The organism is Amycolatopsis azurea DSM 43854, assembly GCF_001995215.1.
Classification (GTDB): domain Bacteria; phylum Actinomycetota; class Actinomycetes; order Mycobacteriales; family Pseudonocardiaceae; genus Amycolatopsis; species Amycolatopsis azurea.
The window spans coordinates 206,331-229,816 of sequence record NZ_MUXN01000027.1 but is presented as its reverse complement, the minus strand read 5'-3'; the positions used below and the strand labels follow the sequence as shown (position 1 = coordinate 229,816).

Sequence of the window (23,486 nt, the reverse complement as noted above, 5' to 3'; positions counted from 1 at the left end):
AAGGATCTTGGTCTTCCGTCCCGGGGTCGTGGTGCGAGATCGTCAACGTTGTCAGCTTCCTGCTCAGCTGAACTCCCTGGGAGGTCGAACGCAGTGCTGCGCTTACGCCCCATGGTCCTGGTCCTGGCGGTTCTCGCCGGTTCCCTGGTCGCGGCCGGATCACCCGCCGCGGCCGGGGGACCGCCCGGCGACGTCCAGTCCTACCTCGACGATCCACGGAAGGTTTCGGAAGGACAGGAGCCACCGCACGCCTTCCTTCGCCCATACGCCGATGTGTCCGCCGCCGCCCGGCGGGACGAGCGGAGTCCGTACACCCGGTCGCTCGACGGCAAATGGCGGATCGCGATGGCGGACAACCCGTCGCAGGTCCCGGCGGGATTCCACGACGACGGCTACGACGCGTCGAGCTGGCGTGAGGTGTCCGTGCCGCACACGTGGCAGACGGATGGTCTCGACCACCCGATCTTCCGCAACATCGCCACCGAGATCCAGCCGGACGATCCGCCACGCGTCCCGCGTGACGTCAATCCGACCGGCGCCTACGTCCGTGACTTCGACCTGCCGGCGGACTGGACGAAGCGCAGGACGTTCCTCCGGTTCGACGGGGTCACGTCGGCCTACTTCGTCTGGGTGAACGGGCAGTACGTCGGCTACGACCAGGGCGGCTACACCCCGGCGGAGTTCGACCTCTCGTCCGTGCTGCGGCCGGGGCCGAACCGGATCGCCGTGCAGGTGCACCGCTGGAGCGCCGGTGCCTACCTGGAGGACGTCGACCAGTGGCGCTACTCGGGCATCTTCCGCTCGGTGGCCCTGCACTCGGCGCCGGGGACGTTCATCCAGGACGTCGGGCTGACGACCGACCTCGATGCGACTTACACCGACGCCACGCTCAAGGCCGCCGTCGAGGTCGCGACCAAACCCGGCGGGACGACGGGCAAGCACCGCGTCGGACTGAGCCTGCGCGACACGGCGGGCAAGGAGGTCGCGGCCACGAGCGGAGAGGTCGATGCGGGTGGCAAGACATCGCTGAGCCTGCCGGTCCGAAACCCCGCGAAGTGGTCCGACGAGACACCGAACCTCTACACGGCCGTCCTCACGCTGACCTCGCCCGACGGCAGGATCACGCACATCACCAGCGAGACGGTCGGGTTCCGTGAGATCGAGATCCGCGACAAACAGCTGCTGGTCAACGGGAAGCGGGTGCTCTTCAAGGGCGTCAACCGCGCGGAGACCGATCCCGACCACGGCAGGCACGTGCCCCGCGCCGCGCAGGAACGCGACGTCGCGCTGATGAAGCAGCTCAACGTCAACGCCGTCCGCACCTCGCACTACCCGTCTGACCCCTACTTTTACGAACTGGCCGACCGGCACGGGCTCTGGATCGACGACGAGATCGACATCGAGACGCACAACCACGAGAACTGCGCCAGTTACTGCCAGGCGAACGATCCGGCGTGGCGGGACGCGTTCTTCGACCGCATGATCGGCATGGTCGAACGGGACAAGAACCATCCGAGCGTCTTCCTGTGGGACACCGGAAACGAGGCAGGTCTCGGCGCGCATCACTTCGCGCTGGCGGAGTGGCTGAAGGCGAACGAGCCGACCCGGCCGATCTACCACCAGTCCAACAGTCCCGACGGCGACGCACCGTTCGCCGACGTCTGGGGGCCGCGTTATCCGTCTCCGGAGAAGTTCGCCGAGCAGGCGAAGAGCACCACCAAACCGCTGATCTTCGGCGAGTACGCGCACGCGATGGGCAACAGCCTGGGCAACTTCCGGGAGTTCTGGGACACCATCCGGGCGAATCCGCAGACCCAGGGCGGATTCATCTGGGACTGGGCCGAACAGAACATCCGGCAACGGATCCGGACGACGCCGGACTCGTCCGGCAACGCCATCTCGGCACACGTGACCGGCAAGCCGGATCTGGTCGACGGGCATCGAGGCAAGGCGCTCGGACTGTCCGGATTGGACGACTTCGTCGAGGTCTACCGCGATCGGAAGCTCGACATCACCGGCAAGGCGCTGACCCTCGACGCCTGGGTGAAGCCCGGGAAGTGGACCGGTGACTTCCGCATCCTCGGCAAGGGCGATCACCAGTACGCACTCAAGATGAAGACGCAGGACACCCTGGAGTTCTTCATCCACAGTGGAACGTGGCAGGCGGTCCAGGCCAAGGTGCCCGCGGATTTCTATGGCACTTGGCACCGGGTGAGCGGTACCTACGACGGCACGGCCTTGCGGCTCTACCTCGACGGCAAGGAGATCGGGAGCAAGCCGTTCACCGGCGCGATCGACTCGTCGTCGGCGGAGGTCAACATCGGCCGCGACTTCGAGACGTCGTGGAACGACCCGTCGAGCATCGGCTGGATGGGCCGCGGCGCCGTCGACGACGTCCGCATCTACGACAAGCCACTGTCGGCCGCCGACCTGTCCGGTGCCACTCCGGTGGGAGGCGCTGTCCTTGCCCTGGACTTCGACAGCGTGGCGGATCAGGGGAGTCATCTTTCCTACGGCTCCAGTCTGTCCGGTGTGGACGGTCTGATCGGTTCGGACCGGTCGGCACAGCCCGAGACCGCGCAGATGGCGTGGGCGCACCAGCCGCTCCGGTTCGCCTACTCCGGTGGCGCGTTGTCGGTGACCAACGAGCGGCAGTTCAAGGGCACCGACGAACTGAACCTGCGGTGGCGGATCCAGGAAGGCTCCCGGACAGTCGCTCAGGGCGAACAGCCGTTGCAGGTCGCGGCCGGATCGACCGGGCAGGTCTCTCTGCCGGTGCCGCCGAACCAGGCGGACCGCGAGCGGTTCCTCACCGTCGAAGCGGTGACGACCCGGAACGAGCCCATGCTCGCCAAGGGGCACGTCCTGGCGCACGACCAGTTCTCCCTGGGCGGTAAGCGGATTCCGGGCCTGGACCGGACCCCGCTCGGCGGGAAGTCCGTCGACGTCGTCGAGGACACGGGATCGGTGACCGCGTCGGCCGCCGGGGTCGTGTACAAAGTGGACAAAGCCAGCGGTGCGTTGACGTCGATCCGGCATCAGGGCAAGGAACTGCTCACCGGAGGGCCGAAGCTCGACGCGTGGCGGGCACCGATCAGCAACGAGACCTTCGCCTGGGGCCGGGCCGAGGGTGAGGACTGGCGCAAGGCCGGCCTGGACCGGTTGAAGACCACGGTCACGGGCGTCCGGGTCGAGAAGGACGGGACGCGCGGCGTCCGGGTGATCGTGGACAGCCGGGTCGCGGCGCCGGACGTCACCGGGGCGTGGTTCGACCAGACGATGACCTACACCGTCGACAGGACCGGGACGCTGAGCCTCGGGAACCGCGTCGCTCCGCAGGGGAGTGTGCGCACTCTGCCGTACCTGCCCAGGATCGGTGTCTCGCTGGCGGTGCCGGACAGGTACGACCGCTTCGCCTGGTACGGGCGGAAGGCTGAGAGCTACGTCGACCGCAAGGACGGCACACCGATCGGCGTCCAGTCGAGCACGGTGGACGAGCAGTACGTCGAATACCACCGGCCGCAGGACCACGGCAACCACACCGACAGCCGGTGGGCGCTGCTCACCGACGGCCGGACCGGCGGCCTGCTGGTCGGGGGAGCGAACGACGTCAGCGTGACCCGGTTCGACGATCTCGACCGGGCGGCGTACCCGTTCCAGTTGCAGCGCAACAAGGGCTGGTTCACGCTGCACGCGAGCCACGCGGTGACCGGGGTCGGGGACACGCCCAACCCGGTGCGGGAACGCAGTCAGGTCCAGCAGGACCGCACGTACGAGTACACGCTGTCGCTGCGGCCTCTGACCTCGCAGGAAGCGCGGGCGGGGTTGCCGACCGGCGGCTGACCTCCGGGGCTTGCGTGTTCGGACGTCGCGAAAGCCACTTTCAGGACATCAGGTGTCCTTAAAGTGGCTTTCGCGACACCTGTCAGCGGAACAATTTGTAGTTGAGCACCATGTAGCCGGAATTGTCGTCGATCTTGACGTCGTTCACGCTGATCCAGCCGGCCGTCCCCTTGGACGTCCTCAGGCACTGTTGGCCACCGGCGAATATCACCTGCGGTCCGGGAACCGTTCCCTTTCCCTCGGAGACGATCTTCGGGCACTGCGCCTTGGCTTCTTGTTCGGTCCCGTAATAGTAGAACAGGCCTTTTCGGTTGGACGTCAAGTTGCCGCCGTCGTAGTAGAGGTCGACGTCGCCGTTGGGGCCCGACGCGGAGACCGGGCCGGCGCCGGGAGCGTCGAGGTCGACCCCCGTGCCGGCATCGAGTTTCACCTGCTCGGGGACCGTGTCGCCAGGCGTGCTCTGCTGTTGTGGCACGCCGGTGGTGGCTTGCGAAGATGGCGCGGACGTCGAGGGGAGACTTCGGTTGTCGGCGCCCTTCGCCGGCTGCGCACTGGTGTTGATGAGTGCCACGACCACCGCGCTCACCAGACCTATCACCGCGGTGATCACGGCCACCAAAATCGCCCCGCGCCGAGTGACGAGCGCCGCGGTCACTGTCGGATCCGAGGATTTGACGTTCTTGTTTCTGTCGGTTTCGGACTCGACGTGGTCGTTTTTCGTCACATTTTCTCCCCTGTCGAAAAGATGCCGGAGGAGACTACAACAAGATCGAAGAGAGACGAGCGCGGCGCTCGGGCGGCGCTGATAAGGTCCGGTGATTCGGTCATGTCAGGGCCGTTCACTCAACGGGGCTAAATTTTCGGTATCGGTACACGTACGGACCGCCGCTGTCCGGGTGATGTCGGGCCGTGCCCGGCTTCTCCACCCGGGTAGTCGCTAGTCTTGATCTTCGACTGCGAGGGAGACTGAATTCATGGCGGAATGGGCCGATCTGGTCGCGTTCGTACGGCACGAATATCGGGTGGTAAAGGACGAACCGGACGAAGTTCGCATCCGGTTGTCCTACGGCGACGACGATTACGAAGAGCGGGCCCAGACAGTGGTCATCGCTCGGGAGATCTTCGACCGCCGCGAGGACTGGGTGCAGATCGCGACGCCGTTCGCGCGGGTCGACGAGGTCGACCTGGCGACCGTGCTGACCGAGATCGGCAACACGATCGTCGTCGGGGGACTGGTGGTGATGGGCGACCACCTGGTGCTGCGTCATTCCCTGCCGCTGGTGAACCTCGACATCAACGAGTTCACCGATCCGCTCGAACTGGTCGCGGGATCGGCGGAGCTGCTGGAACAGCAGTTCACCGGACGCGACGACTACTGACCTCGGCGACCTCTTCGAAGGAGGTCACGCGTTCGCATTCCTCTTCGGTGAGCTTGTTGATCGCTGCCCGGTACGCCTGCGCTTGGGCCGTACTGGGCAGTTCACCTTCGAGGAGGCCGGGAAGCCCGAGTTCGAAGCCGCACCTGGCCCGCGCTCCGTAGCGGTGCCGGGTGCGGGCGACGGCGGTGGCGACGCGGAGCCCGTGCTCGGTACCCGGCGGTGTCGCGTGCCGGTCGGTCTCGATGGCCGCGAACCGGAAACCGTTGGCCTGATCGCATCTTTCGCAGCCGGCGGGGCCCGCGCCGAGCCGGTTGCCGCAGCGGTCGCAGGACAGCCTGTCCAAGGCGGCGTCGACCACTCGCCATGCGAACGCGGAGGTGTCCGCGACGACCATTTCGGCGAGGTCGGTTTCTTCCTTGGCGCCGGCGGAGACGCCGTATTCCGCGAGGAACAGGTGCCAGCGGGCGTCGATGGTCGCTTCGACGGCTGACAAGGCCTCGGCGGGGCGGCCGCCGCGCGGAAGAGCGGTCATGAACGGGGACTTTAGGCGGCGTTCGTCCCGATCGCGATCGCTATTTCGGGCTGAGCAGGGTGTCGGCGTCGATGCAGAGGCGACCGTCTTGGGAAACGACTGTCAGCTCGTGGGCTTCCGTGGGGGAGGGGCGGCCGTCGCGGTAGTGCAGCGTGATGCGGACCCGGACGGTCTTCGCGGAGGTGGCCGTCGCGCTGTGGACGTCCACCGCGCTGATCCGGCCCCAATGGGCTTCGTAATCGCTCAGCCCGCGGCGCTGGAGATTCGGCCCGATGAGCGGCCAGCCCGCCTTGGTGTCCGGCATCAGCCGGTAATAGCCGGTGACGAACATGGCGATGTCCTCGTTCGTGGCGGCCCGGGGCACGGTGGACGTCGTGGTGGGGACGGGGAGCGTGGTGGTCGTCGACGATGGCGGAGGTGCCGGACGTGGTTCGGTCACGGCGGGGAATGGCGTGCCGGCGGTCTGAAGGGAACCGGCGAAGTGAACGCCCACGAAAATGGCCGCCAGCAACGAACCCGAGACGCCCAGGATCAGGAACACCAGCCAGACGTTGACCTGTGAGTGGTGGACGTTGTAGACGTTCGTCGTACCGGCGGACTGCGCGCCGTCACCGCCGCGGCGGCTGAGGACCTGCGAGATTCCGCTGATCAGCCCGGTCGCGACGGTGAACGCGACGACGAGACCCCAAGCGAGGAAATTGGTCTTGAGGTCGGTCGCGAAATTGATCGCGGTGCCGAGGGCGGCGGCGATGAAGGCGCCGAGCAAGGACCAGAACCACACAGAACCCGCCCGGTTCAAGAGCGTCTCCTTCGCGTGCCGAAGCCGTCGGCTTACAACTCGCGAGGTGAGCGGCCCTTGTTACGACGGAGGGCACCCGTGGCCCTATCGTGATCGTTGTGCGAGCACTGGGAGGAGCTGTGGTGACTTCTTCCAAATGGGGTGGCCTTGTCGCGCTGCTCGCCGGATTCTTCGTGCTCCTGCTCGACACGACGATCGTCGCCGTGGCGAGTCCGAGGATCCAAGCCGATCTCGGTGGGGGCGTCGCCGCGCTGTTCTGGGTGACGGCGGGCTATCTGCTCGCGTTCTCGGTCCCGCTGCTGGTCGCCGGGCGGCTCGGCGATCTCTTCGATCCGAAGCGCGTCTACCTGCTCGGGATGGCGGGCTTCGCGGTGTCCTCCGCGCTGTGCGGGCTCGCGTCGTCGATCGAATGGCTGATCGTCTTCAGGATCCTGCAAGGCCTGGCGGCGGCCGCGATGTCCCCGCAACCGCTCACGCTGATCCGGCGGCTGTTCGCCGAGGACGAGCGGGGTCGCGCGTTCGGGATCTGGGGTTCCGTCGCCGCCGCGGCGACCTTGCTCGGACCGATCCTGGGCGGGCTGCTGACGGCGAGCTTCGACTGGCGCTGGATCTTCCTGGTCAACGTTCCCGTCTGCGGCATCGCCATCGTCATGGGAATCCGCCTCATCCCGGGGAGTCCGGGCGGTGTCGCACGGTTCGACCTGCTCGGCGCCACGCTGAGCACGGCGGGTCTGACTCTGCTCGTTTGGGCTCTGCTGTCGTGGAGCACGCTTTCCGTGCCGTCAGCTGTCATCGCCGTCGCGCTGCTCGTCGGCTTCTGTTTCCGAGAACTCGGCCAAGGAGCGGACGCGCTCGCGCCTCTTCGCCTCTATCGAGCGTCCGGATACCTGAACGCGAGCATCGCGATGGCGTCCCTCGGCGCGACGGTCCTCGCGATGGCGCTCCCCACCATGCTGTATCTCCAAGAGGAACGCGGTTTCGGCCCTTTCGAAGCCGCTGTGGCCCTGGCGCCGGACGCCGTCGTCGCGATCCTGCTGTCGCCGCCGGCCGGTCGCTGGGTCGACCGGGTGGGCGGGCGCCGACCGGCGATACTCGGCATGAGCCTGCTCGCGGTGAGCTTACTGCTCATGGGACTTGTGGTCGTGCTGAAGCTGAACCCTTGGTGGATCGCGGTGGGAGCGGTGTTTCTGGGCGCCGCCAACGCTTTGGCGTGGTCACCGCTGTCCACCATCGCGATGGCGTCGGTGGCCCCGGACGCGGCGGGCGGCGCCTCGGGCCTGTTCAACACGGTCCGGCAGGTGGGCGCGGTGGCGGGTGTCGCGGTGACCGGCGCGATCCTGGCGGCGCTCGAGGCGAGGCCTGTCTTGGCCTTCGGTGTGGTGTTCGGGTTCATTCTTCTTGTCGCGGTGGTCGGTGTTGTCGCCGCGTTTCGGCTTCCTGCGCGTGCGCGTGCGCGGGTGTCGTGAGTGTTTTGGGTCGTTCTAACGACACTTATCACTCACGACCACCTGTACCGATGCTTCACCGGCGTGACCGGACCGATCAGGCACGACTGTGTGGATTTCGGGTCATCCAACGCCTCAAAGTCCACACAGTCATGCATCACAGTTCCGGTGACGCCCCGCCTGAACGCGACCCGGAATCCCACCAGTTCAAGACCCGCGTGCCGTACAGAGTCAGCCACTTCGACGGCTCACCGGCCCCGACGTCGACCTCGAACCACACCCGCCCGGCATGCCGATGCGCCTGCAACCAGGTCCCGTCCGGCTGCCGGGCGGCGCGGATGAGCTCGACGGCTTCGGCCATCCGCGGGTCCGGAGCGGTGCCGTCGTGCAGGGAGGCCTCACGGAAGTAGTCGGCCGCGTTCAGCACGTCGTAGAACCAGCGGAAGGGGTAAGCGAAGACGGCGATCCAAGGCGCGATGACCGCACCGGTCGACAACCGCCGGAACAGGCCGCGTTCCAGCAGATACTCCTCACCTTTGCGCCGGGCGGCCCGTGAGGCCGAGGTGCCACCGGTCGCCGCCTCGAACAAGAGCAGGCCCTTGAGCGAGTTCAGCGTCGAGTGCACGGACGAGCGCCGGGAGCCCGAGACCCATTCGCAGTTCCAGCCGCCGTCGGGTTGCTGATGCTCAGGGAACCACGAGGCGAGCGAAGTGACGTCGGCACCGAGCCACAGGCCGTTCGCGAGGGTCCACGCGTTGATGCAGCAGTCGACTTCGCCGTCCCAGTACGGCAGGTCGTCGTACTCCCACCGGCAGTTCTTCTCCAGGAGTTCGGCGGTCCCGCGCAGGACGCCGGCGTCCATTCCCCACTCCCGCAGCGTGTTCAGCGACCACGTCGTCGCCGTCCACGGCTGCCCGTCCTCGTCTCCGGAAACCGAGTCGGAGAATCCGGCGGGGAAGAAAGCGCCGCCCGCCCACTGGCCGTCGGGGTCCTGGTGGGCGAGCAGACGTGCGCCGAAGCCCTCGGTCGCGATCCGTGCCCGCGTCGCCTCCCAGACCTCGGGCGGTTCGTGCGCGAGGTCGCGTTCCACCTGCCAGCGCAGGGCCGGATCGGAGTCCAGCAGCCACGGGATCATGCCGAGACTCTAAGACAGATGCCGCCGCGCGAGTGCCTCCGAACCTTGGGCGAGCAGGGTGACGTCGGCGCCGACCAGGACGAACGAGGCGCCGGCGTCGAGATAGCGCTGGGCCTGCGTGGGGTCGAACGCGTTGACGCCGACCGGTTTCCCCTGCGCTCGAACGGCCTCGAAGGTGCCGAGGACGGCCGCCGTGACGTCGGGATGTGTCTGCTGCCCGAGCAGCCCCATCGACGCGGCCAGGTCGGACGGTCCGACGAACACGCCGTCGACACCGTCGACCGCGGCGATCTCGGCGGCGGCCGCGACGCCCGCGGTCGACTCGATCTGGACGAACAACGACGTGAACTCGTCGGCGTTCGGCAGATAACCCTCGACCCGGTTCCAGCGTGCGGACCGCGAGAGAGCGCTGCCGACGCCGCGCACGCCTCGCGGCGGATAGCGGACGGCCCGGACGACGGCCTCCGCTTCCTCCGCGCTGTCGACCATGGGCACCAGCAGGTTCTGCGCACCCAGGTCGAGCAGCTGCTTCAGCGCGACCGGGTCACCGGACGGGGCACGCACCATCGGCGTGATCGGATACGCGGCGATCGTCTGCAGCAACGACTGCACCGTCTCCAGCCCGGTGGGGGTGTGCTCGGTGTCGATGAGCAGCCAGTCGAGACCGGAACCCGCGCAGATCTCCGCGACGACCGGGCTGCCCGACGTCACCCACATACCGATCTGCGGCCGTGAGGACAGCTGATCCCGGAACGGTGGGTCTAGACGAAGCGGCACGTGATCGCCCCCAGGTCCCGGTAGTCGGCGGTCACGGTGTCGCCGGGGTGGACCCACATCGGCCGGGTGAACGATCCGGCCAGCACGATGTCGCCCGGGTCGAGTTTGTCGCCGTGCTGGGCGAGTTTGTTCGCCAACCAGGCGACGCCGTTCGCGGGATGGTTCAGCACCGCCGCCGCGACGCCGGACTCCTCGATGGTCTCGTTGCGGTACAACAGCGCCGAGACCCACCGCAGGTCGACGGCGTCCACGGCGACCGGGTTGCCGCCGTAGACCATGCCGCCCATCGCCGCGTTGTCGCTGATCGTGTCCACGATGGTCCGCCCCGCCATCTCGATACGAGACGACAGGATCTCCAGCGCGGGCACGACGTACTCCGTCGCCCGCAGCACGTCGAACACCGTGACGTCCGGTCCGGCGAGGGAATCACGGAGCACGAAGGCCAGCTCGACCTCGATGCGCACGTTCGAGAACCGGCCGTGCTCGATCACGGAACCGTTCTCGAACACCATGTCCGCGAAGATGGCGCCGTAGTCGGGTTCGGTGATCCCGGTGGCGGCCTGCATGACCTTCGAGGTGAGCCCGATCTTGCGGCCGACCGGACGTCGTCCCGCCTCGATACCCCGCCGCCGCCATTCGTTCTGCACGGCGTAGGAGTCCTCGACGGTCATGTCCGGGTACCGCGCCGTCAGCAGCGGGATCGTCTCCCGGGCTTTCTCGGCGGCCGCCAGTTCGTCGGCGATCGCGGTGATCGTTTCCTGTTCGAGCATGTCCCCGCCTCAGAGCTGGTTGCCGAGTTTGTACTCGCCCTGTTTCCAGGCCGGCAGTTCGCCTTCGTCGTCACCCTTGCGGGTGTAGGAGAAGCCGTCGGCGCCGATGGTGACCTCCAGCTCGCTGTCGTCGGTCCGCGCGACCACCGGCTGCGGCTTGCCGTCCAGGTCGAGCACGAGCGAAGCGTCGGTGTACCAGGACGGAACGACCGGCGTGCCCCACCAGTCGCGACGCTGATTGTCGTGCACGTCCCAGGTGACGACCGGGTTGTCCGGGTCGCCGGTGTAGTAGTCCTGCGTGTAGATCTCGACGCGGTGCCCGTCGGGGTCGCGCAGGTAGAGGTAGAACGCGTTCGAGACGCCGTGCCTGCCGGGACCGCGTTCGATGTGGTCCGACATCCGCAGCGAGCCGAGCTTGTCGCAAATGGACAGGATGTTGTGCTTCTCGTGCGTGGCGAAGGCGACATGATGCATCCGCGGCCCGTCGCCGCCGGTCATCGCCGTGTCGTGCACGGTGGGCTTGCGCCGCATCCAGGCCGCGTAAGTGGTGCCCTGCTCGTCCTGGATGTCTTCGGTGACACGGAAGTTGAGGTCTTCCATGTGCTTCACCGCGAGCGGGACGTCCGGCGTGACCTGGTTGAAGTGGTCGAGCCGCACCAGCGCACCCGGCAGGTGCAGGTCGTAGCGCCAGCCGAGGCGCTCGACGTGCTGGACGTCGTGGAAGAACTCGATCGGGAAACCGAGCGGGTCCTGCACGCGCACCGAATCGCCGATGCCCTTGGTGTAGCCCTCCTCGCGGCGTTCGACCCGGCAGCCCAGCTCCGTGTAGAACGCGACGGCCTTGTCCAGGTCCTCCGGCGAGCGCACCCGGTAGGAGAACGCCGCGACCGCCGCGATCGGGCCCTGGCGCAGCACGAGGTTGTGGTGGATGAACTCGTCGATCGTGCGGAGACTGACCGTGTGGTCGTCCTCTTCGGTCACCGTCAGGCCGAGGACGTCGGCGTAGAACGCGCGCGACCGCGCCAGATCGGTGACGACGAGTTCCATGTACGCGCAGCGCAGGACGTCCGGCGGTGGCGATTTCGGGGTGGGGATCGTGGTCATGACATAATCCTTTGTGGACAGAGGGAAGGGTCAGCCCTTGCCGAAGGCGGGGTTGTGCACCTCGCCGAGATTGATGTGCACCGCCTGCTGGTCGGTGTAGAAGTCGATCGAGCGGTAGCCGCCCTCGTGCCCCAGTCCGGACGCCTTCACCCCGCCGAAGGGCGTGCGCAGATCACGGACGTTGTTCGAGTTGAGCCACACCATCCCGGCCTCGACGGACTGCGCGAAGTTGTGCGCCCGCTTGAGATCGTTGGTCCAGACGTAGGCCGCGAGCCCGTACTTCGTGTTGTTCGCCAGCGCCAGTGCTTCGTCTTCGCTGTCGAACGGCGTGATCGCGACGACCGGGCCGAAGATCTCCTCCTGGAAGATCCGGGCGTCCGGTTTGACGTCGGCGAACACCGTCGGCGCGACGTAGTTCCCGGTCGGGAAGCCGTCCGGGCGACCGCCGCCGGCGACCAGCCTGCCCTCGGTCTTCCCGATCTCGATGTACTTCATGACCTTTTCGTAGTGCTCGGGGTGCACCAGCGCGCCGACCTCGGTCTTGGGGTCGCTCGGGTCACCGACCACGACGCGCTTGGCCTGCGCGGCGTAGCGCTCGACGAACTCGTCGTAGATCGCGCGCTCGACCAGGATCCGGCTGCCCGCGGTGCAGCGTTCGCCGTTGAGCGAGAACACGCCGAAGATCGTCGCGTCGATCGCGGTCTCCAGGTCGGCGTCGGCGAAGACGATGGCGGGCGACTTGCCGCCCAGCTCCATCGACAATCCTTTGAGGAACGGGGCCGCGTTGCCGAAGATCAGGCTGCCGGTGCCGCTCTCGCCGGTGAACGAGATCAGCGGGACGTCAGGGTGCTTGACCAGCGCGTCGCCCGCGTCCTCGCCGAAGCCGTTGACGAGGTTGAACACGCCCGGCGGCAGCCCGGCCTCCTCGAAGATCTCGGCCCACAGCGACGCGGAAAGCGGGGTGAACTCGGCGGGCTTGAGCACGACGGTGTTGCCGGTCGCCAGCGCGGGGGCGAGCTTCCACGACTCCAGCATGAACGGCGTGTTCCACGGCGTGATCAGCCCGGCGACACCGATCGGCTTGCGGTTGACGTAGTTGACCTGGCGGCCGGGCACCTTGTAGGTGTCGTCGGCCTGCGCGACGATCAGATCGGCGAAGAACCGGAAGTTCTCCGCCGCACGGCGGGCCTGACCCAGCGCCTGCGCGATCGGCAGGCCCGAGTCGAAACTCTCCAGCGCGGCCAGCCGCTTGTCCCGCGACTCGACCAGGTCGGCGATGCGGTTCAGCACGCGCGACCGTTCGCGCGGCAGCAGCTTCGGCCACGGTCCTTCGGTGAACGCCTTCCGCGCGGCGGCGACGGCCCGGTCGATGTCGGCTTTCTTCCCCGCGGCGGCCTGGACGTAGACCTCGTTGGTCACCGGGTCGAGCACGTCGAAGACGGCGCCGTCGGCCGAGTCGGCGAGTTCGCCGCCGATGTAGTGCCGGATCCGCTCCGGGACACCGTCGGGGATCGGCCGGGGAGTCGTGGTGGTCAAGATTCCTCCTCAGTCAGCGCTTCGCGCGCTCTCGAGCGTCCAAAAAGGCCTGCATGGTGGCCCAGCGGTGATTGCGGGCGGCGAATTCGATGTCGAGCGGGTCGGCTTTCTCGGAGATCAGCCGAAGGATCTGTTCGTGCTCCTCGACCGACCGGTGCGCCCGGTCGGGGACGAACGCGAAGGTCGAGTCACGCAGCCCGGACAGCCGTGTCCAGCCCTGGTGCACGAGGTCGAGGATCTGCGGGTTGGGGCAGCATTCGAAGAGCAGCGAGTGGAACTGCTGGTTCAGCGCGGTGAACTCGTGCGCGTCGAAGTGGTCCAGCAGTGCGATCATCCGCTCGTTCACCCGGCGCGCCTTCGCGATGTCCTCTTCGGACAATCCCGGCGCCGACAGCGCGGTGGCGACGCCTTCGACCACGCCGAGGGTCTGCATCGCGTGGACGTACTCGTTCTGGTCCACCATCGCCACCCGGGCGCCGACGTTGCGCTCGAACGTCACCAGCCGTTCGGCCTCCAGCCGCCGGATCGCCTCGCGCACCGGGACGACGCTCATGTCGAGCGCGCCGGCGATCTCGGCGAGGACGAGCCGGTAGCCGGGTCCGTACTCGTGCCGGGCGATCCGCTCACGCAGCCACTCGTAGGCGAGTTCGGACTTGCTGGTCGTCTTCACTGCTTCTTCTGCCATGCCTCATACCTTTCCCGCCACAACGGATTGAGCGGGAAGAGCCCCTCGATCGGGCGGCCCTGGCCGACTTGCCGGGCGATCCAGGTGTCCTCGTCCTCCTGGACGAGCGTCGCGTCGGCGATCTCTTCGGCCAGCGCCGGCGGGATGACGACCACGCCGTCGTCGTCGCCGACGATGATGTCGCCGGGCAGCACGGTGGCCCCGCCACAGGCGACCGCGACGTCGATGTCCCACGGCACGTGCTTGCGGCCGAGGACCGCCGGATGCGGGCCCTGGGAGAACACCGGGAGCCCGGTCTCCGCGACGGCGTCGAAGTCGCGGACCCCGCCGTCGGTGACCACCCCGGCGGCGCCGAGGTACCGTGCCCGCAACGCCAGGATGTCCCCGAGCGTGCCGGACCCCTTTTCACCCCGGGCCTCGATGACGATGACCTCGCCGGTGCCGACCGAGTCGAAAAGGCGTTTCTGCGCGTTGTAGCCGCCGCCGTGGGACTTGAAGAGGTCCTCCCGGTTCGGGACGAAACGCAGGGTCCTCGCGGTGCCGACGATCTTCGAGCCGGGCAGGTTGGGACGCACGCCGTCGATCGCGACGTTGTTCAGCCCGCGCTTGCGCAGCTGGGCGGACAGGCCCGCGACAGGCGCGCGAAGGAGCTTTGCGCGAAGTTCTTCACTGAGCGCGGGCGCGTCGTCTTCGACCGGTTCTTCTTCAGCGGGCGTGCCCCAGGCCTCGGCGCGCTGCTTGTCGTCGACCTCGGGCAGGCTGCCGACGTCCGAAAAGGACCGGATGCCCTGGGAAACGGTGGTGTGGAGCCGTCCGCTGCTGACAGAGGTGCCGGGAACGTCCACTTCGACCACGACGACGTCGCCGGGGGAGACCACCGTCGAACCGGCGGGAGTGCCGGTGAGGATGACGTCGCCGGGTTCCAGCGTGAAGTGCTGGGAGAGGTCGGCGACGAACTGCCGCAACGGGAAGATCAGCCCGGCCGTGGTGTCCTCCTGCACCAGGTCGCCGTTCACCCAGGTGCGGACGCGCAGCGACGAGGGGTCGACGGCACGCGCGTCGATGAGGCCGGGGCCGAGCGGGGTGTAGCCGTCACCGCCCTTGGACCGGACGTTGGAGCCCTTGTCCGCGGTGCGCAGGTCGTAAAGGCCGAAGTCGTTCGCGGCGGTGACGGCGGCGACGTGGTCCCACGCCTCGTCCGGTTTGACCCACCGGGCCGTCTTGCCGATGACCAGCGCGATCTCGCCCTCGAAGGCCAGCAGTTCGGTCCCGGCCGGGCGCTCGACCGTTCCCCCGGACGTGCCGATCGAGCTCGACGGCTTGAAGAAGTACGACGGGTTCGCCGGACGTCGCCCGCGCTGCTCGGCCCGTGACGCGTAGCTGAGATGGACGGCGATGATCTTGCCCGGCGGGGTGTCCAGCGGACCGGACCCGCGGCCTGACGGCGCCGTTGCCTCGTAAGTGCCCATGTTTCCCTGAATCCCTCGACCCTTGCTTCGTATCTAATAACGTATATGATTCCGTGCCACAGTGGCAAGGCGGTCACCGAGTGGCTTTCGCCTCGCCCGAGGATCCCTGCGGGCCGCCACTCGCGTCAGGCCTACGTCAAAGGAGTCAAGGTGTCGAATCCAGCGCAGGATGAGCACTCGTCCGGACGGACCGCCCCGCCGTCCTCCGATCGGCGCCGCGTCGCGTTCGCGACCGTCGTCGGCACCACCGTCGAGTGGTACGACTTCTTCGTTTACGCGTCCGCCGCCGGTCTCGTCTTCGGCAAGCTGTTCTTCTCCGGACTCGGGGCGAACAGCACTCTCGTCTCGTTCGCCACCGTGGGCGTGAGCTTCCTGTTCCGCCCGCTCGGCGCGTTCCTCGCCGGGCACTTCGGTGACAAGTACGGCCGCCGGGTCGTCCTGGTGCTCACCCTGATCCTGATGGGCGTCGCGACGACGGTGATCGGCGTGCTCCCGACGTTCGACCAGATCGGTGTCCTCGCGCCGGTGCTGCTGATCCTGTTGCGTGTCCTGCAAGGCGTTTCGGCGGGCGGTGAATGGGGCGGCGCCGTGCTGATGGCCGTCGAGCACGCGCCGTCGAAACGGCGGGGACTCTTCGGCGCCTCACCGCAGATCGGTGTCCCGCTCGGTCTCCTGCTGGCTTCCGGTGTCCTGGCGCTGACCAGCCTGCTCGTCCCCGGGCAGGCGTTCCTCGACTGGGGCTGGCGGATCCCGTTCCTGCTCAGCGTCGTGCTGATCCTGGTCGGGCACTACGTCCGGCGCCGCGTCGAGGAGAGCCCGGTCTTCCGGGAGATCGCCGAGCGCCGCGAGCAGACCCGGACCCCGATCGTCCAGCTGTTCCGCAAGCACGCCGTGCTCGTCCTGGTGGCCGCGCTGGTGTTCGCGGGCAACAACGCCGTCGGCTACATGACCACCGGCGGGTACATCCAGAACTACGCGACCAACCCGAAGGGCCCGATCGGGCTCGACCGCGGCCCGGTGCTGTGGGCGGTGACCGCGTCGGCGGCCACCTGGCTGATCTCGACGTGGGCGGCGGGCGCGGTGTCCGACCGGATCGGCAGGCGGCGCACCTACGTCATCGGCTGGATCGCGCAGCTGGCCGGCGTCGCGGTGCTCTTTCCCTTGGTGGACACCGGGAACATCGTGCTGCTGGCGCTGGGCCTGATCATCCTCAGCGTCGGGCTCGGGTTCACCTACGGGCAGCAGGCGGCGTTCTACGCGGAACTGTTCCCCGCGTCGATCCGGTTCTCCGGCGTTTCGATCTCGTACGCGATCGGCGCGATCCTCGGTGGCGCGTTCGCGCCCACGATCGCGACCGCGCTGGTCGACGCGACCGGCACGTCGGTGTCCGTGGCCGTCTATCTCGCGGGGATGACCGTCATCGGGCTCATCGCCACCTTGCTGCTGCGCGACCGGTCGGGGATCCCGCTCGGACCCGACCACGAAGCCGAGCAGGCCGTGAGCCCGCTGCGGTTCTCGAAGTAGTAGTCCCGCCGTCCGTGACGCTCACCCGCCGAGAGCGTCACGGACGGCCTTCGCCGCCGCCTTGAGCCGCTCCGCGAGCTCGGCGGGCGGACGCGTGCTGGACAGGTAGACGACCGCGAGCGCCGCGGGGTTGTGACCGCGCAGGGGGAGCGGCACCGCGACGGCGCTGAGGTTCTCGATCACTTCACCGTGGCTGTCCGCGTATCCACGGTCGGCCACTTCCCGTATCCCGTCCGGCCAGTCCTCCGACGGCAGCTGGGCGAGGATCGCCCGGCCTGGGGCGCCGACGGTGAACGGATGCCTGGACCCCGGGCGCTGCGCGACGGACGCGACGGCGTGCCGGGGTTCCACGCTGACCAGGGTCACGCATTCCTCGCGGTCCATCACCGCCACGAAACACGTCATGCCGAGTTCGTTCGCGACCGCCGTCAATTCGGGCAGCGCCGCGGCCTGGAGATCGTGCTTGATCCCCGCCGCGAGCGCCGCCAATCGCGTGCCGAGTTCGAATTTCCCGGCAGGTTCCCGGGTCAGGAGCCCGTGGTCTTCGAGCGTGCGGATGAGCCGGTACGCGATCGAGCGGTGGACGCCGAGCCGTTCCGCGATCTGGTCGACGCTGAGCGCTTCCTGTGCGTCAGCAAGGACTTCGAGTACGCGGATGCCTCGGCTCAGCGTTTGGGACGCGCTCGAAGCCTTGCGGGAGTCCGAAACCATCGTATACGATCCATTTCGATAGTTGAACTGGCTGTTCGATTATAGAACAGGAACCGACGATGATGTCACGCGAAACCAGTTTTCCGCCGGGTTCGAACCTCTATCGGCCGCCCGCGCAGTTCTTCCGAGGCTGTCTCGGCCGGTTCGCGACCGGCGTCGCCGTGGTGACCTTCGACGCGACCACGGCCGACGGGACGGTCAAGCGGCACGGCCTGACGGTGAACTCCTTCACCGCGGTCTCGATGGACCCGCCGCTCGTGCTCGTGTCGATCCAGCGCACCGTGAAGAGCCACGACCTGCTCGCCGACTGCCCGTTCGCGGTCAACGTCCTCGGCGCCGAACAGGAGGCGCTCGCGATGAACTTCGCCGGTCGCCCGAGCCCCGCAGGCGCGCCGACGTGGGTCGAAGGCGGGCACGCGCCGCGGCTCGGCGGCGTGCTCAGCTGGTTCGACTGCACGCCATGGGCCGCCTACGACGGTGGCGACCACACCCTGTTCCTCGGCGAGGTGCGGGAGTTCGACTACCGCTCGGGCGACGCGCTCGGCTTCGTCGACGGGCGGTTCTCGACGATCCACGAATCCGCGCAAGGCCACGAATCCCTTTTCTGACAACGACGTCCATCCCGAGAAGGAGCACGACATGGGAGCCCGCACCGGACAGCAGTACCTCGACAAGCTCAACGCGATGACGCCGGAGTTGTACGTCGACGGTGAGAAGGTGACCTCGAAGGTCGCCGAGCACCCGGCCTTCCGCAACAACGCGCTGACCTACGCGAAGCTGTTCGACCTCCAGCACGATCCGGCGCACCGTGACGTCCTCACCTACGAGTCGCCGACGACGGGGGAGCGCGTCGGGACCTCGTTCCTGGTGCCGCGCACCGAGGAGGACCTCAAGCGCCGCCGGGCCGCCTTTTCCGTGTGGGCTGAGTACTCGAACGGTTTCCTCGGCCGCACCGGCGACTACATGAACTCGTCGCTCACCGCGCTTTCGACCGCGAAGAAGTTCTTCTCCCAGGCCGATCCCGTCTTCGGCGAGCGCATCGAGAAGTACTACGAGATGGCGCGCGAGAACGACCTCCTCGCGACGCACACCCTGATCCCGCCGCAGGTGAACCGTTCGGTGTCCGGGAGTCAGCAGGGCGGCGGCAATCTCTCCGCGAAGGTGGTCGAGGAACGGGAAGACGGGATCGTCATCCGCGGCGCCCGGATGCTCGCCACGATCGCGCCGATCGCCGACGAGCTCCTGGTGTTCCCCTCGACCGTTTTGCGCGGCACTCCAGAAGACGCCCCGTACTCCTACGCTTTCGCCGTCCCGAACGACGCTCCTGGGCTGAAGTACTTTTGCCGCGCCGGACTCGACCATGGCCGCTCGTCCTTCGACGAACCGCTCGCCTCCCGGTTCGAGGAGATGGACGCGGTCGTGGTGTTCGACGACGTGTTCGTCCCGAACGAGCGGGTCTTCCTGCTGGGGCATCCGGAACTGTGCAACGCCTGGTACTCCGAGACCGGGGCCGGCGCGCTCATGACCCACCAGGTCGTCACCCGCACGCTGGCCAAGACCGAGTTCTATCTCGGCCTCGCCAGTGAGATCGCCGCCGCGATCGGTATCGGCGGCTTCCAGCACATCCAGCAGGACCTGTCGGAGCTGATCTCCTATGTCGAGATCGAGAAAGCCGTCCTGCGCGCGGCGGAGGCCGACGGCAAGCTGAGTGAGGACGGCGTCTTCCTGCCCAAGTGGGAGGTTCTCAACGCCGCCCGGAACTGGTACCCCACCAAGGTCTCGCCGCGGCTGACCGAGATCATCCGCAAGTTCTCCGCGTCCGGTCTCATGGCCCTTCCGGGTGAAGCCGACTTCGAGGCGGAAGGCCGTCCTGACATCGACACGTACCTCCAGTCGGCCACGCTGCCCGCCAAGGACCGCGCGCGGCTGTTCAAGCTGGCGTTCGACGCGTCGGTGTCGAGTTTTGCCGGGCGGGAGTCGTTGTACGAGTACTTCTTCTTCGGTGACCCGGTGCGGATGGCGGGTGCCCAGGTGAACGCCTACCCGCGGGAGGCGCTGCAAGAACGGGTGCGGGAGCTGCTGGCGCGGGACTAGCGCCGGTCTGTCCGTGAAGGCCTCCTTGAGGGACCCAGAGTCCCTCAAGGAGGCCTTCACGGACTGCGCGGGCGAGGCGAGACACGCCCGGGATCCGCGAACTTGATTCATTCCAGAAAATGGGCCAGACTGCGCCCGTGCCCACGACCCCGGACTTCGAGCGGATGCTGCGCGGGGCCTCCCTGCGCGTGACGCGTCCCAGGGTGGCCGTGCTGACCGCGGTGCGCGACCACCCGCACGCCGACACCGACTCGATCATCGGTGCCGTGCGCGCGGAGCTCGGAGAGGTCTCTCACCAGGCCATCTACGACGTGTTGCGGGCACTGACCGCCGCGGGTCTCGTCCGGCGGATCCAGCCGTCGGGATCCGTGGCACGCTATGAGTCCCGTGTCGGGGACAACCACCACCACGTCGTGTGTCGATCATGTGGTGCCATCGCCGACGTCGACTGCGCCGTCGGTCCCGCACCCTGTTTGAGCGCGTCGGACGACCACGGCTTCGTGATCGAAGAGGCCGAGGTCATCTACTGGGGCCTTTGTCCCGACTGTGCGATCGAACCCCGTTCCTCGAGCCCTGCAAAGCTCTGATCCTCGGAAGGATTCCCGTGTCTGACAGCCCGGACGCCGTCGTCGGCGAAATGAACGAAGAGAGCGCGGGCGGCTGCCCCGTCTCGTCGGGGCGCCGCAACCACCCCACCGAAGGCGCGGGCAACCGTGACTGGTGGCCGAATCAGCTCAACCTGAAGATCCTCCGGAAGCACACCGCCGCTTCCGACCCGATGGACGACGGGTTCGACTACGCCGCCGAGTTCAAGACCCTCGACCTCGACGAGCTCGCCAAGGACGTCGACGCCGTCCTCACGACTTCGCAGGACTGGTGGCCCGCGGACTTCGGCCACTACGGCGGCCTGATGATCCGCATGGCGTGGCACAGCGCGGGCACGTACCGCATCGAGGACGGCCGCGGTGGCGCGGGCGCCGGCATGCAGCGGTTCGCCCCGCTCAACAGCTGGCCGGACAACGGCAACCTGGACAAGGCCCGCCGTCTCCTGTGGCCGGTCAAGAAGAAGTACGGCCGCAAGATCTCGTGGGCCGACCTGATGATCTTCACCGGCAACCGCGCCCTGGAGACCATGGGCTTCAAGACCTTCGGCTTCGCCGGTGGCCGCGCGGACGTGTGGGAGCCGGACGAGGACGTGTACTGGGGTCCCGAGCGCACCTGGCTCGGCGACGAGCGCTACACCGGTGACCGTCAGCTCGAGGGCCCGCTGGCCGCCGTGCAGATGGGCCTCATCTACGTGAACCCGGAAGGCCCGAACGGCAACCCGGACCCGCTGGCCGCGGCCCGCGACATCCGCGAGACCTTCCGCCGCATGGCGATGAACGACGAGGAGACCGTCGCGCTGATCGCCGGCGGCCACACCTTCGGCAAGGCGCACGGCGCGGCCGACGCCGACAAGTACGTCGGTGCCGAGCCCGAGGGCGCTTCGATCGAGGAGCAGGGCCTCGGCTGGAAGAACTCCTTCGGCAGCGGCAAGGGCCGCGACGCCATCACCAGTGGTCTCGAGACCACCTGGACCTCCACGCCGACCCAGTGGAGCCACGGCTTCTTCCAGAACCTCTTCGGTTACGAGTGGGAGCTGACCAAGAGCCCCGCCGGTGCCCACCAGTGGCAGCCGAAGGACGGCGCGGGCGCGAACACCGTGCCCGACCCCGAGACCGGTGAGCTCAAGCGCCCGCCGACGATGCTCACCACCGACCTGTCGCTGCGGTTCGACCCGGTCTACGAGCAGATCTCGCGTCGCTTCCTGGACAACCCGGACGAGTTCGCGGACGCCTTCGCCCGCGCCTGGTACAAGCTGACCCACCGCGACATGGGCCCGATCCAGCGTTACCTCGGCCCGCTGGTCCCGCAGGAGACGCTGATCTGGCAGGACCCGGTGCCCGCCGTCGACCACGAACTGGTCGACGACGCGGACATCGCTTCCCTCAAGGAGAAGCTGCTCGCTTCGGGCCTGTCGGTCTCGCAGCTGGTTTCGACCGCGTGGGCGTCGGCCTCGACCTTCCGCGCCAGCGACAAGCGTGGTGGCGCGAACGGTGCCCGCATCCGCCTCGAGCCGCAGCGCGACTGGGAGGTCAACGACCCGCAGACGCTGGCCCAGGTGCTGCGGACGCTGGAAGGTGTCCAGGAGGAGTTCAACAGCGCCCAGACCGGTGGCAAGAAGGTCTCGCTGGCCGACCTGATCGTCCTCGGTGGCGTCGCGGCCGTCGAGAAGGCGGCCAAGGACGGCGGCCACGATGTGACCGTGCCGTTCACCCCGGGCCGCACCGACGCGACGCAGGAGCAGACCGACGTCGAGTCGTTCGCCCCGCTCGAGCCGACCATCGACGGTTTCCGCAACTACCGCGGCAAGGGCCACCGTCTCCCGACGGAGTACCTGCTCATCGACCGCGCGAACCTGCTGGACCTGAGCGCGCCCGAGCTGACCGTCCTCGTCGGCGGTCTGCGTGTCCTCGGCGCCAATGTGCAGGAGTCGAAGCACGGCGTGTTCACCGACAAGCCAGGCTCGCTGACCAACGACTTCTTCGCGAACCTGCTCGATATGGGCGTCCAGTGGACCGCTGCGAACGGCGACCAGGAGACCTTCGAAGGCCGCGATTCCGCGACCGGCGAGGTCAAGTGGACCGGTACCCGGGCAGACCTCGTGTTCGGGTCCAACTCCGAGCTTCGCGCGGTGGCGGAGGTCTACGCCAGCGACGACGCCAAGGAGAAGTTCGTCCGCGACTTCGTGGCGGCGTGGGACAAGGTCATGAACCTCGACCGGTACGACGTGGCATGATCCGAGCCTGAACCTGGCTTGACACCGGGCCGGCCGCGTTTCGCGGCCGGCCCGGCCTGTTTTCGCCGGACGAAGGGAGACGGTTCGCGTGTGGGACTTGCTGGCGGCGGGCGGCTGGGGCCTGCTGGCCGGGTCGGCGTTGCTGTTCGGGGCGATGCTCGGTTTCCTCGTCCGGATCCCGGGCAAGGCCGTGGCCAGCGTGATGGCCTTCGGCAGCGGCGTGCTGATCTCCGCCGTCTCCTTCGAGCTGATCGCCGAGGCACACGAGAAAGGCGGCTTCCTGCCGACCGCCCTCGGCGCTCTGGGCGGATCGCTGATCTACACCCTCGCCAACATCGTGCTCGCCCGGCGTGGCGCCCGGCATCGCAAACGCTCCGGCGGCCAGCAGCCGTCCGAGACCGAGCAGGCGGGTTCCGGTGCGGCCATCGCGCTCGGCGCGCTGCTGGACGGCGTCCCCGAATCGATGGTGATCGGCACCAGCCTGCTCGGCGGCGGCAGTGTCAGCGTCGTGACCGTGGCGGCCGTGTTCATCAGCAACGTCCCGGAAGGACTGTCCAGCGCCGCGGGGATGAAGCGGGCGGGCCGGAGTCCGCGCTACGTTTTCACGCTTTGGAGTGGTATCGCCGTGATCAGCGGGGTGGCGGCCCTGCTCGGTTACGGCGTGCTCGGTGGCGCCTCCGGTGCCGTCCTGGCCGTGATCACCGCGATCGCGGGCGGCGCGATCCTCGCCATGATCGCCGACACGATGATCCCCGAGGCCTTCGAGGACGCGCATCTCTGGACCGGGCTGATCACGGTCGCGGGCTTCCTCACCGCGTTCGGCCTTTCGCGTATCGAGGGCTGA

General features: G+C 67.9%; 20 protein-coding genes. 9 read left to right on the top strand and 11 right to left on the bottom strand.

Going from position 1 to position 23,486, the window contains the following annotated elements; genetic code table 11:
• The first annotated feature begins 111 nt into the window (after window positions 1–111).
• Window positions 112–3,843 carry a glycoside hydrolase family 2 TIM barrel-domain containing protein gene (locus B0293_RS35970; RefSeq protein WP_407640115.1) on the top strand — a complete coding sequence of 1,244 codons (3,732 nt, stop codon included), beginning with the start codon at window positions 112–114 and terminating at the stop codon, window positions 3,841–3,843.
• A gap of 82 nt (window positions 3,844–3,925) precedes the next feature.
• On the opposite strand, the gene B0293_RS35965 is transcribed toward B0293_RS35970, so the two are convergent.
• Complete coding sequence (locus B0293_RS35965; protein WP_005161045.1) at window positions 3,926–4,567, bottom strand: hypothetical protein; 642 nt, start codon at window positions 4,565–4,567, stop codon at window positions 3,926–3,928.
• A 250-nt stretch (window positions 4,568–4,817) separates the two neighbouring features.
• Here B0293_RS35965 and B0293_RS35960 point away from each other — a divergent pair, with 250 nt between their 5' ends.
• The gene (locus B0293_RS35960; protein ID WP_005161047.1) at window positions 4,818–5,222 is read left to right on the top strand and encodes a hypothetical protein; all 405 of its coding nucleotides are present in this window, start codon (window positions 4,818–4,820) and stop codon (window positions 5,220–5,222) included.
• Here the strand turns inward: B0293_RS35960 and B0293_RS35955 are convergent.
• Together B0293_RS35955 and B0293_RS35950 are read right to left on the bottom strand one after the other, a co-directional pair.
• Window positions 5,200–5,754: a hypothetical protein gene (locus tag B0293_RS35955; protein ID WP_005161049.1), complete on the bottom strand. Its 555-nt coding sequence runs from the start codon at window positions 5,752–5,754 to the stop codon at window positions 5,200–5,202. The genes B0293_RS35960 and B0293_RS35955 overlap by 23 nt on opposite strands.
• Before the next feature lie 40 nt (window positions 5,755–5,794).
• Window positions 5,795–6,553 carry a serine/threonine protein kinase gene (locus B0293_RS35950; protein ID WP_143254719.1) on the bottom strand — a complete coding sequence of 253 codons (759 nt, stop codon included), beginning with the start codon at window positions 6,551–6,553 and terminating at the stop codon, window positions 5,795–5,797.
• Between the two features lie 122 nt (window positions 6,554–6,675).
• On the opposite strand from B0293_RS35950, the gene B0293_RS35945 reads away from it, so the two are divergent.
• Window positions 6,676–8,019: an MFS transporter gene (locus B0293_RS35945; protein ID WP_005161053.1), complete on the top strand. Its 1,344-nt coding sequence runs from the start codon at window positions 6,676–6,678 to the stop codon at window positions 8,017–8,019.
• A gap of 136 nt (window positions 8,020–8,155) precedes the next feature.
• Here the strand turns inward: B0293_RS35945 and B0293_RS35940 are convergent, their stop codons facing one another.
• From B0293_RS35940 to B0293_RS35910, 7 genes are read right to left on the bottom strand one after another with little or no spacing between them, the layout of a single operon-like run.
• Window positions 8,156–9,133, bottom strand: a complete 978-nt coding sequence (locus B0293_RS35940) for a hypothetical protein (protein ID WP_005161055.1) — start codon at window positions 9,131–9,133, stop codon at window positions 8,156–8,158.
• 9 nt (window positions 9,134–9,142) lie between these two features.
• A complete protein-coding gene (locus B0293_RS35935; RefSeq protein WP_039918949.1) occupies window positions 9,143–9,910 on the bottom strand; it encodes an HpcH/HpaI aldolase family protein in 768 nt (255 codons plus the stop codon).
• Window positions 9,895–10,680, bottom strand: coding sequence for a 2-oxo-hept-4-ene-1,7-dioate hydratase (hpaH, locus tag B0293_RS35930; RefSeq protein WP_005161063.1), 786 nt, complete (start codon window positions 10,678–10,680; stop codon window positions 9,895–9,897). The genes B0293_RS35935 and hpaH overlap by 16 nt, the downstream gene beginning before the upstream one ends.
• A gap of 9 nt (window positions 10,681–10,689) precedes the next feature.
• A complete protein-coding gene (gene hpaD / locus B0293_RS35925; protein ID WP_005161064.1) occupies window positions 10,690–11,784 on the bottom strand; it encodes a 3,4-dihydroxyphenylacetate 2,3-dioxygenase in 1,095 nt (364 codons plus the stop codon).
• A 30-nt stretch (window positions 11,785–11,814) separates the two neighbouring features.
• The gene (hpaE, locus tag B0293_RS35920; RefSeq protein WP_005161066.1) at window positions 11,815–13,320 is read right to left on the bottom strand and encodes a 5-carboxymethyl-2-hydroxymuconate semialdehyde dehydrogenase; all 1,506 of its coding nucleotides are present in this window, start codon (window positions 13,318–13,320) and stop codon (window positions 11,815–11,817) included.
• Between the two features lie 13 nt (window positions 13,321–13,333).
• Window positions 13,334–14,005, bottom strand: a complete 672-nt coding sequence (locus tag B0293_RS35915; protein ID WP_005161067.1) for a GntR family transcriptional regulator — start codon at window positions 14,003–14,005, stop codon at window positions 13,334–13,336.
• Window positions 13,987–15,474, bottom strand: a complete 1,488-nt coding sequence (locus B0293_RS35910; RefSeq protein WP_005161070.1) for a fumarylacetoacetate hydrolase family protein — start codon at window positions 15,472–15,474, stop codon at window positions 13,987–13,989. The genes B0293_RS35915 and B0293_RS35910 overlap by 19 nt, the downstream gene beginning before the upstream one ends.
• 150 nt (window positions 15,475–15,624) lie before the next feature.
• Between B0293_RS35910 and B0293_RS35905 the strand changes: the two genes are divergently transcribed.
• On the top strand, window positions 15,625–16,998 hold the full coding sequence (locus tag B0293_RS35905; protein ID WP_005161072.1) for an MFS transporter: 1,374 nt from the start codon (window positions 15,625–15,627) through the stop codon (window positions 16,996–16,998).
• Window positions 16,999–17,019: 21 nt separating this feature from the next.
• Here B0293_RS35905 and B0293_RS35900 read toward each other — a convergent pair whose 3' ends face one another.
• Window positions 17,020–17,709, bottom strand: coding sequence for an IclR family transcriptional regulator (locus B0293_RS35900; protein ID WP_005161075.1), 690 nt, complete (start codon window positions 17,707–17,709; stop codon window positions 17,020–17,022).
• Window positions 17,710–17,768: 59 nt separating this feature from the next.
• On the opposite strand from B0293_RS35900, the gene B0293_RS35895 reads away from it, so the two are divergent.
• The 5 genes from B0293_RS35895 (at window position 17,769) to B0293_RS35875 (ending at window position 23,486) form a co-directional block, all read left to right on the top strand.
• Window positions 17,769–18,317: a flavin reductase family protein gene (locus tag B0293_RS35895; RefSeq protein WP_005161078.1), complete on the top strand. Its 549-nt coding sequence runs from the start codon at window positions 17,769–17,771 to the stop codon at window positions 18,315–18,317.
• Window positions 18,318–18,348: 31 nt separating this feature from the next.
• Window positions 18,349–19,803 carry a 4-hydroxyphenylacetate 3-monooxygenase, oxygenase component gene (hpaB, locus tag B0293_RS35890; protein WP_005161081.1) on the top strand — a complete coding sequence of 485 codons (1,455 nt, stop codon included), beginning with the start codon at window positions 18,349–18,351 and terminating at the stop codon, window positions 19,801–19,803.
• A 137-nt stretch (window positions 19,804–19,940) separates the two neighbouring features.
• Window positions 19,941–20,390 (top strand): Fur family transcriptional regulator, encoded by a 450-nt coding sequence (locus B0293_RS35885; protein ID WP_005161084.1) that lies wholly within the window; start codon window positions 19,941–19,943, stop codon window positions 20,388–20,390.
• Between the two features lie 17 nt (window positions 20,391–20,407).
• Window positions 20,408–22,642, top strand: coding sequence for a catalase/peroxidase HPI (gene katG / locus B0293_RS35880; protein WP_005161111.1), 2,235 nt, complete (start codon window positions 20,408–20,410; stop codon window positions 22,640–22,642).
• Between the two features lie 88 nt (window positions 22,643–22,730).
• On the top strand, window positions 22,731–23,486 hold the full coding sequence (locus tag B0293_RS35875) for a ZIP family metal transporter (RefSeq protein WP_005161121.1): 756 nt from the start codon (window positions 22,731–22,733) through the stop codon (window positions 23,484–23,486).

Excerpts from the sequence above, each read along its gene's own strand:
- B0293_RS35970 (WP_407640115.1), top strand. The coding sequence starts at position 112 with ATGGTCCTGGTCCTGGCGGTTCTCGCCGGTTCCCTGGTCGCGGCCGGA.
- B0293_RS35960 (WP_005161047.1), top strand. The coding sequence starts at position 4,818 with ATGGCGGAATGGGCCGATCTGGTCGCGTTCGTACGGCACGAATATCGG.
- B0293_RS35955 (WP_005161049.1), bottom strand. The coding sequence starts at position 5,754 with ATGACCGCTCTTCCGCGCGGCGGCCGCCCCGCCGAGGCCTTGTCAGCC.
- B0293_RS35940 (WP_005161055.1), bottom strand. The coding sequence starts at position 9,133 with ATGATCCCGTGGCTGCTGGACTCCGATCCGGCCCTGCGCTGGCAGGTG.
- hpaH (WP_005161063.1), bottom strand. The coding sequence starts at position 10,680 with ATGCTCGAACAGGAAACGATCACCGCGATCGCCGACGAACTGGCGGCC.
- hpaD (WP_005161064.1), bottom strand. The coding sequence starts at position 11,784 with ATGACCACGATCCCCACCCCGAAATCGCCACCGCCGGACGTCCTGCGC.
- B0293_RS35915 (WP_005161067.1), bottom strand. The coding sequence starts at position 14,005 with ATGGCAGAAGAAGCAGTGAAGACGACCAGCAAGTCCGAACTCGCCTAC.
- B0293_RS35910 (WP_005161070.1), bottom strand. The coding sequence starts at position 15,474 with ATGGGCACTTACGAGGCAACGGCGCCGTCAGGCCGCGGGTCCGGTCCG.
- B0293_RS35900 (WP_005161075.1), bottom strand. The coding sequence starts at position 17,709 with ATGGTTTCGGACTCCCGCAAGGCTTCGAGCGCGTCCCAAACGCTGAGC.
- B0293_RS35895 (WP_005161078.1), top strand. The coding sequence starts at position 17,769 with ATGATGTCACGCGAAACCAGTTTTCCGCCGGGTTCGAACCTCTATCGG.
- hpaB (WP_005161081.1), top strand. The coding sequence starts at position 18,349 with ATGGGAGCCCGCACCGGACAGCAGTACCTCGACAAGCTCAACGCGATG.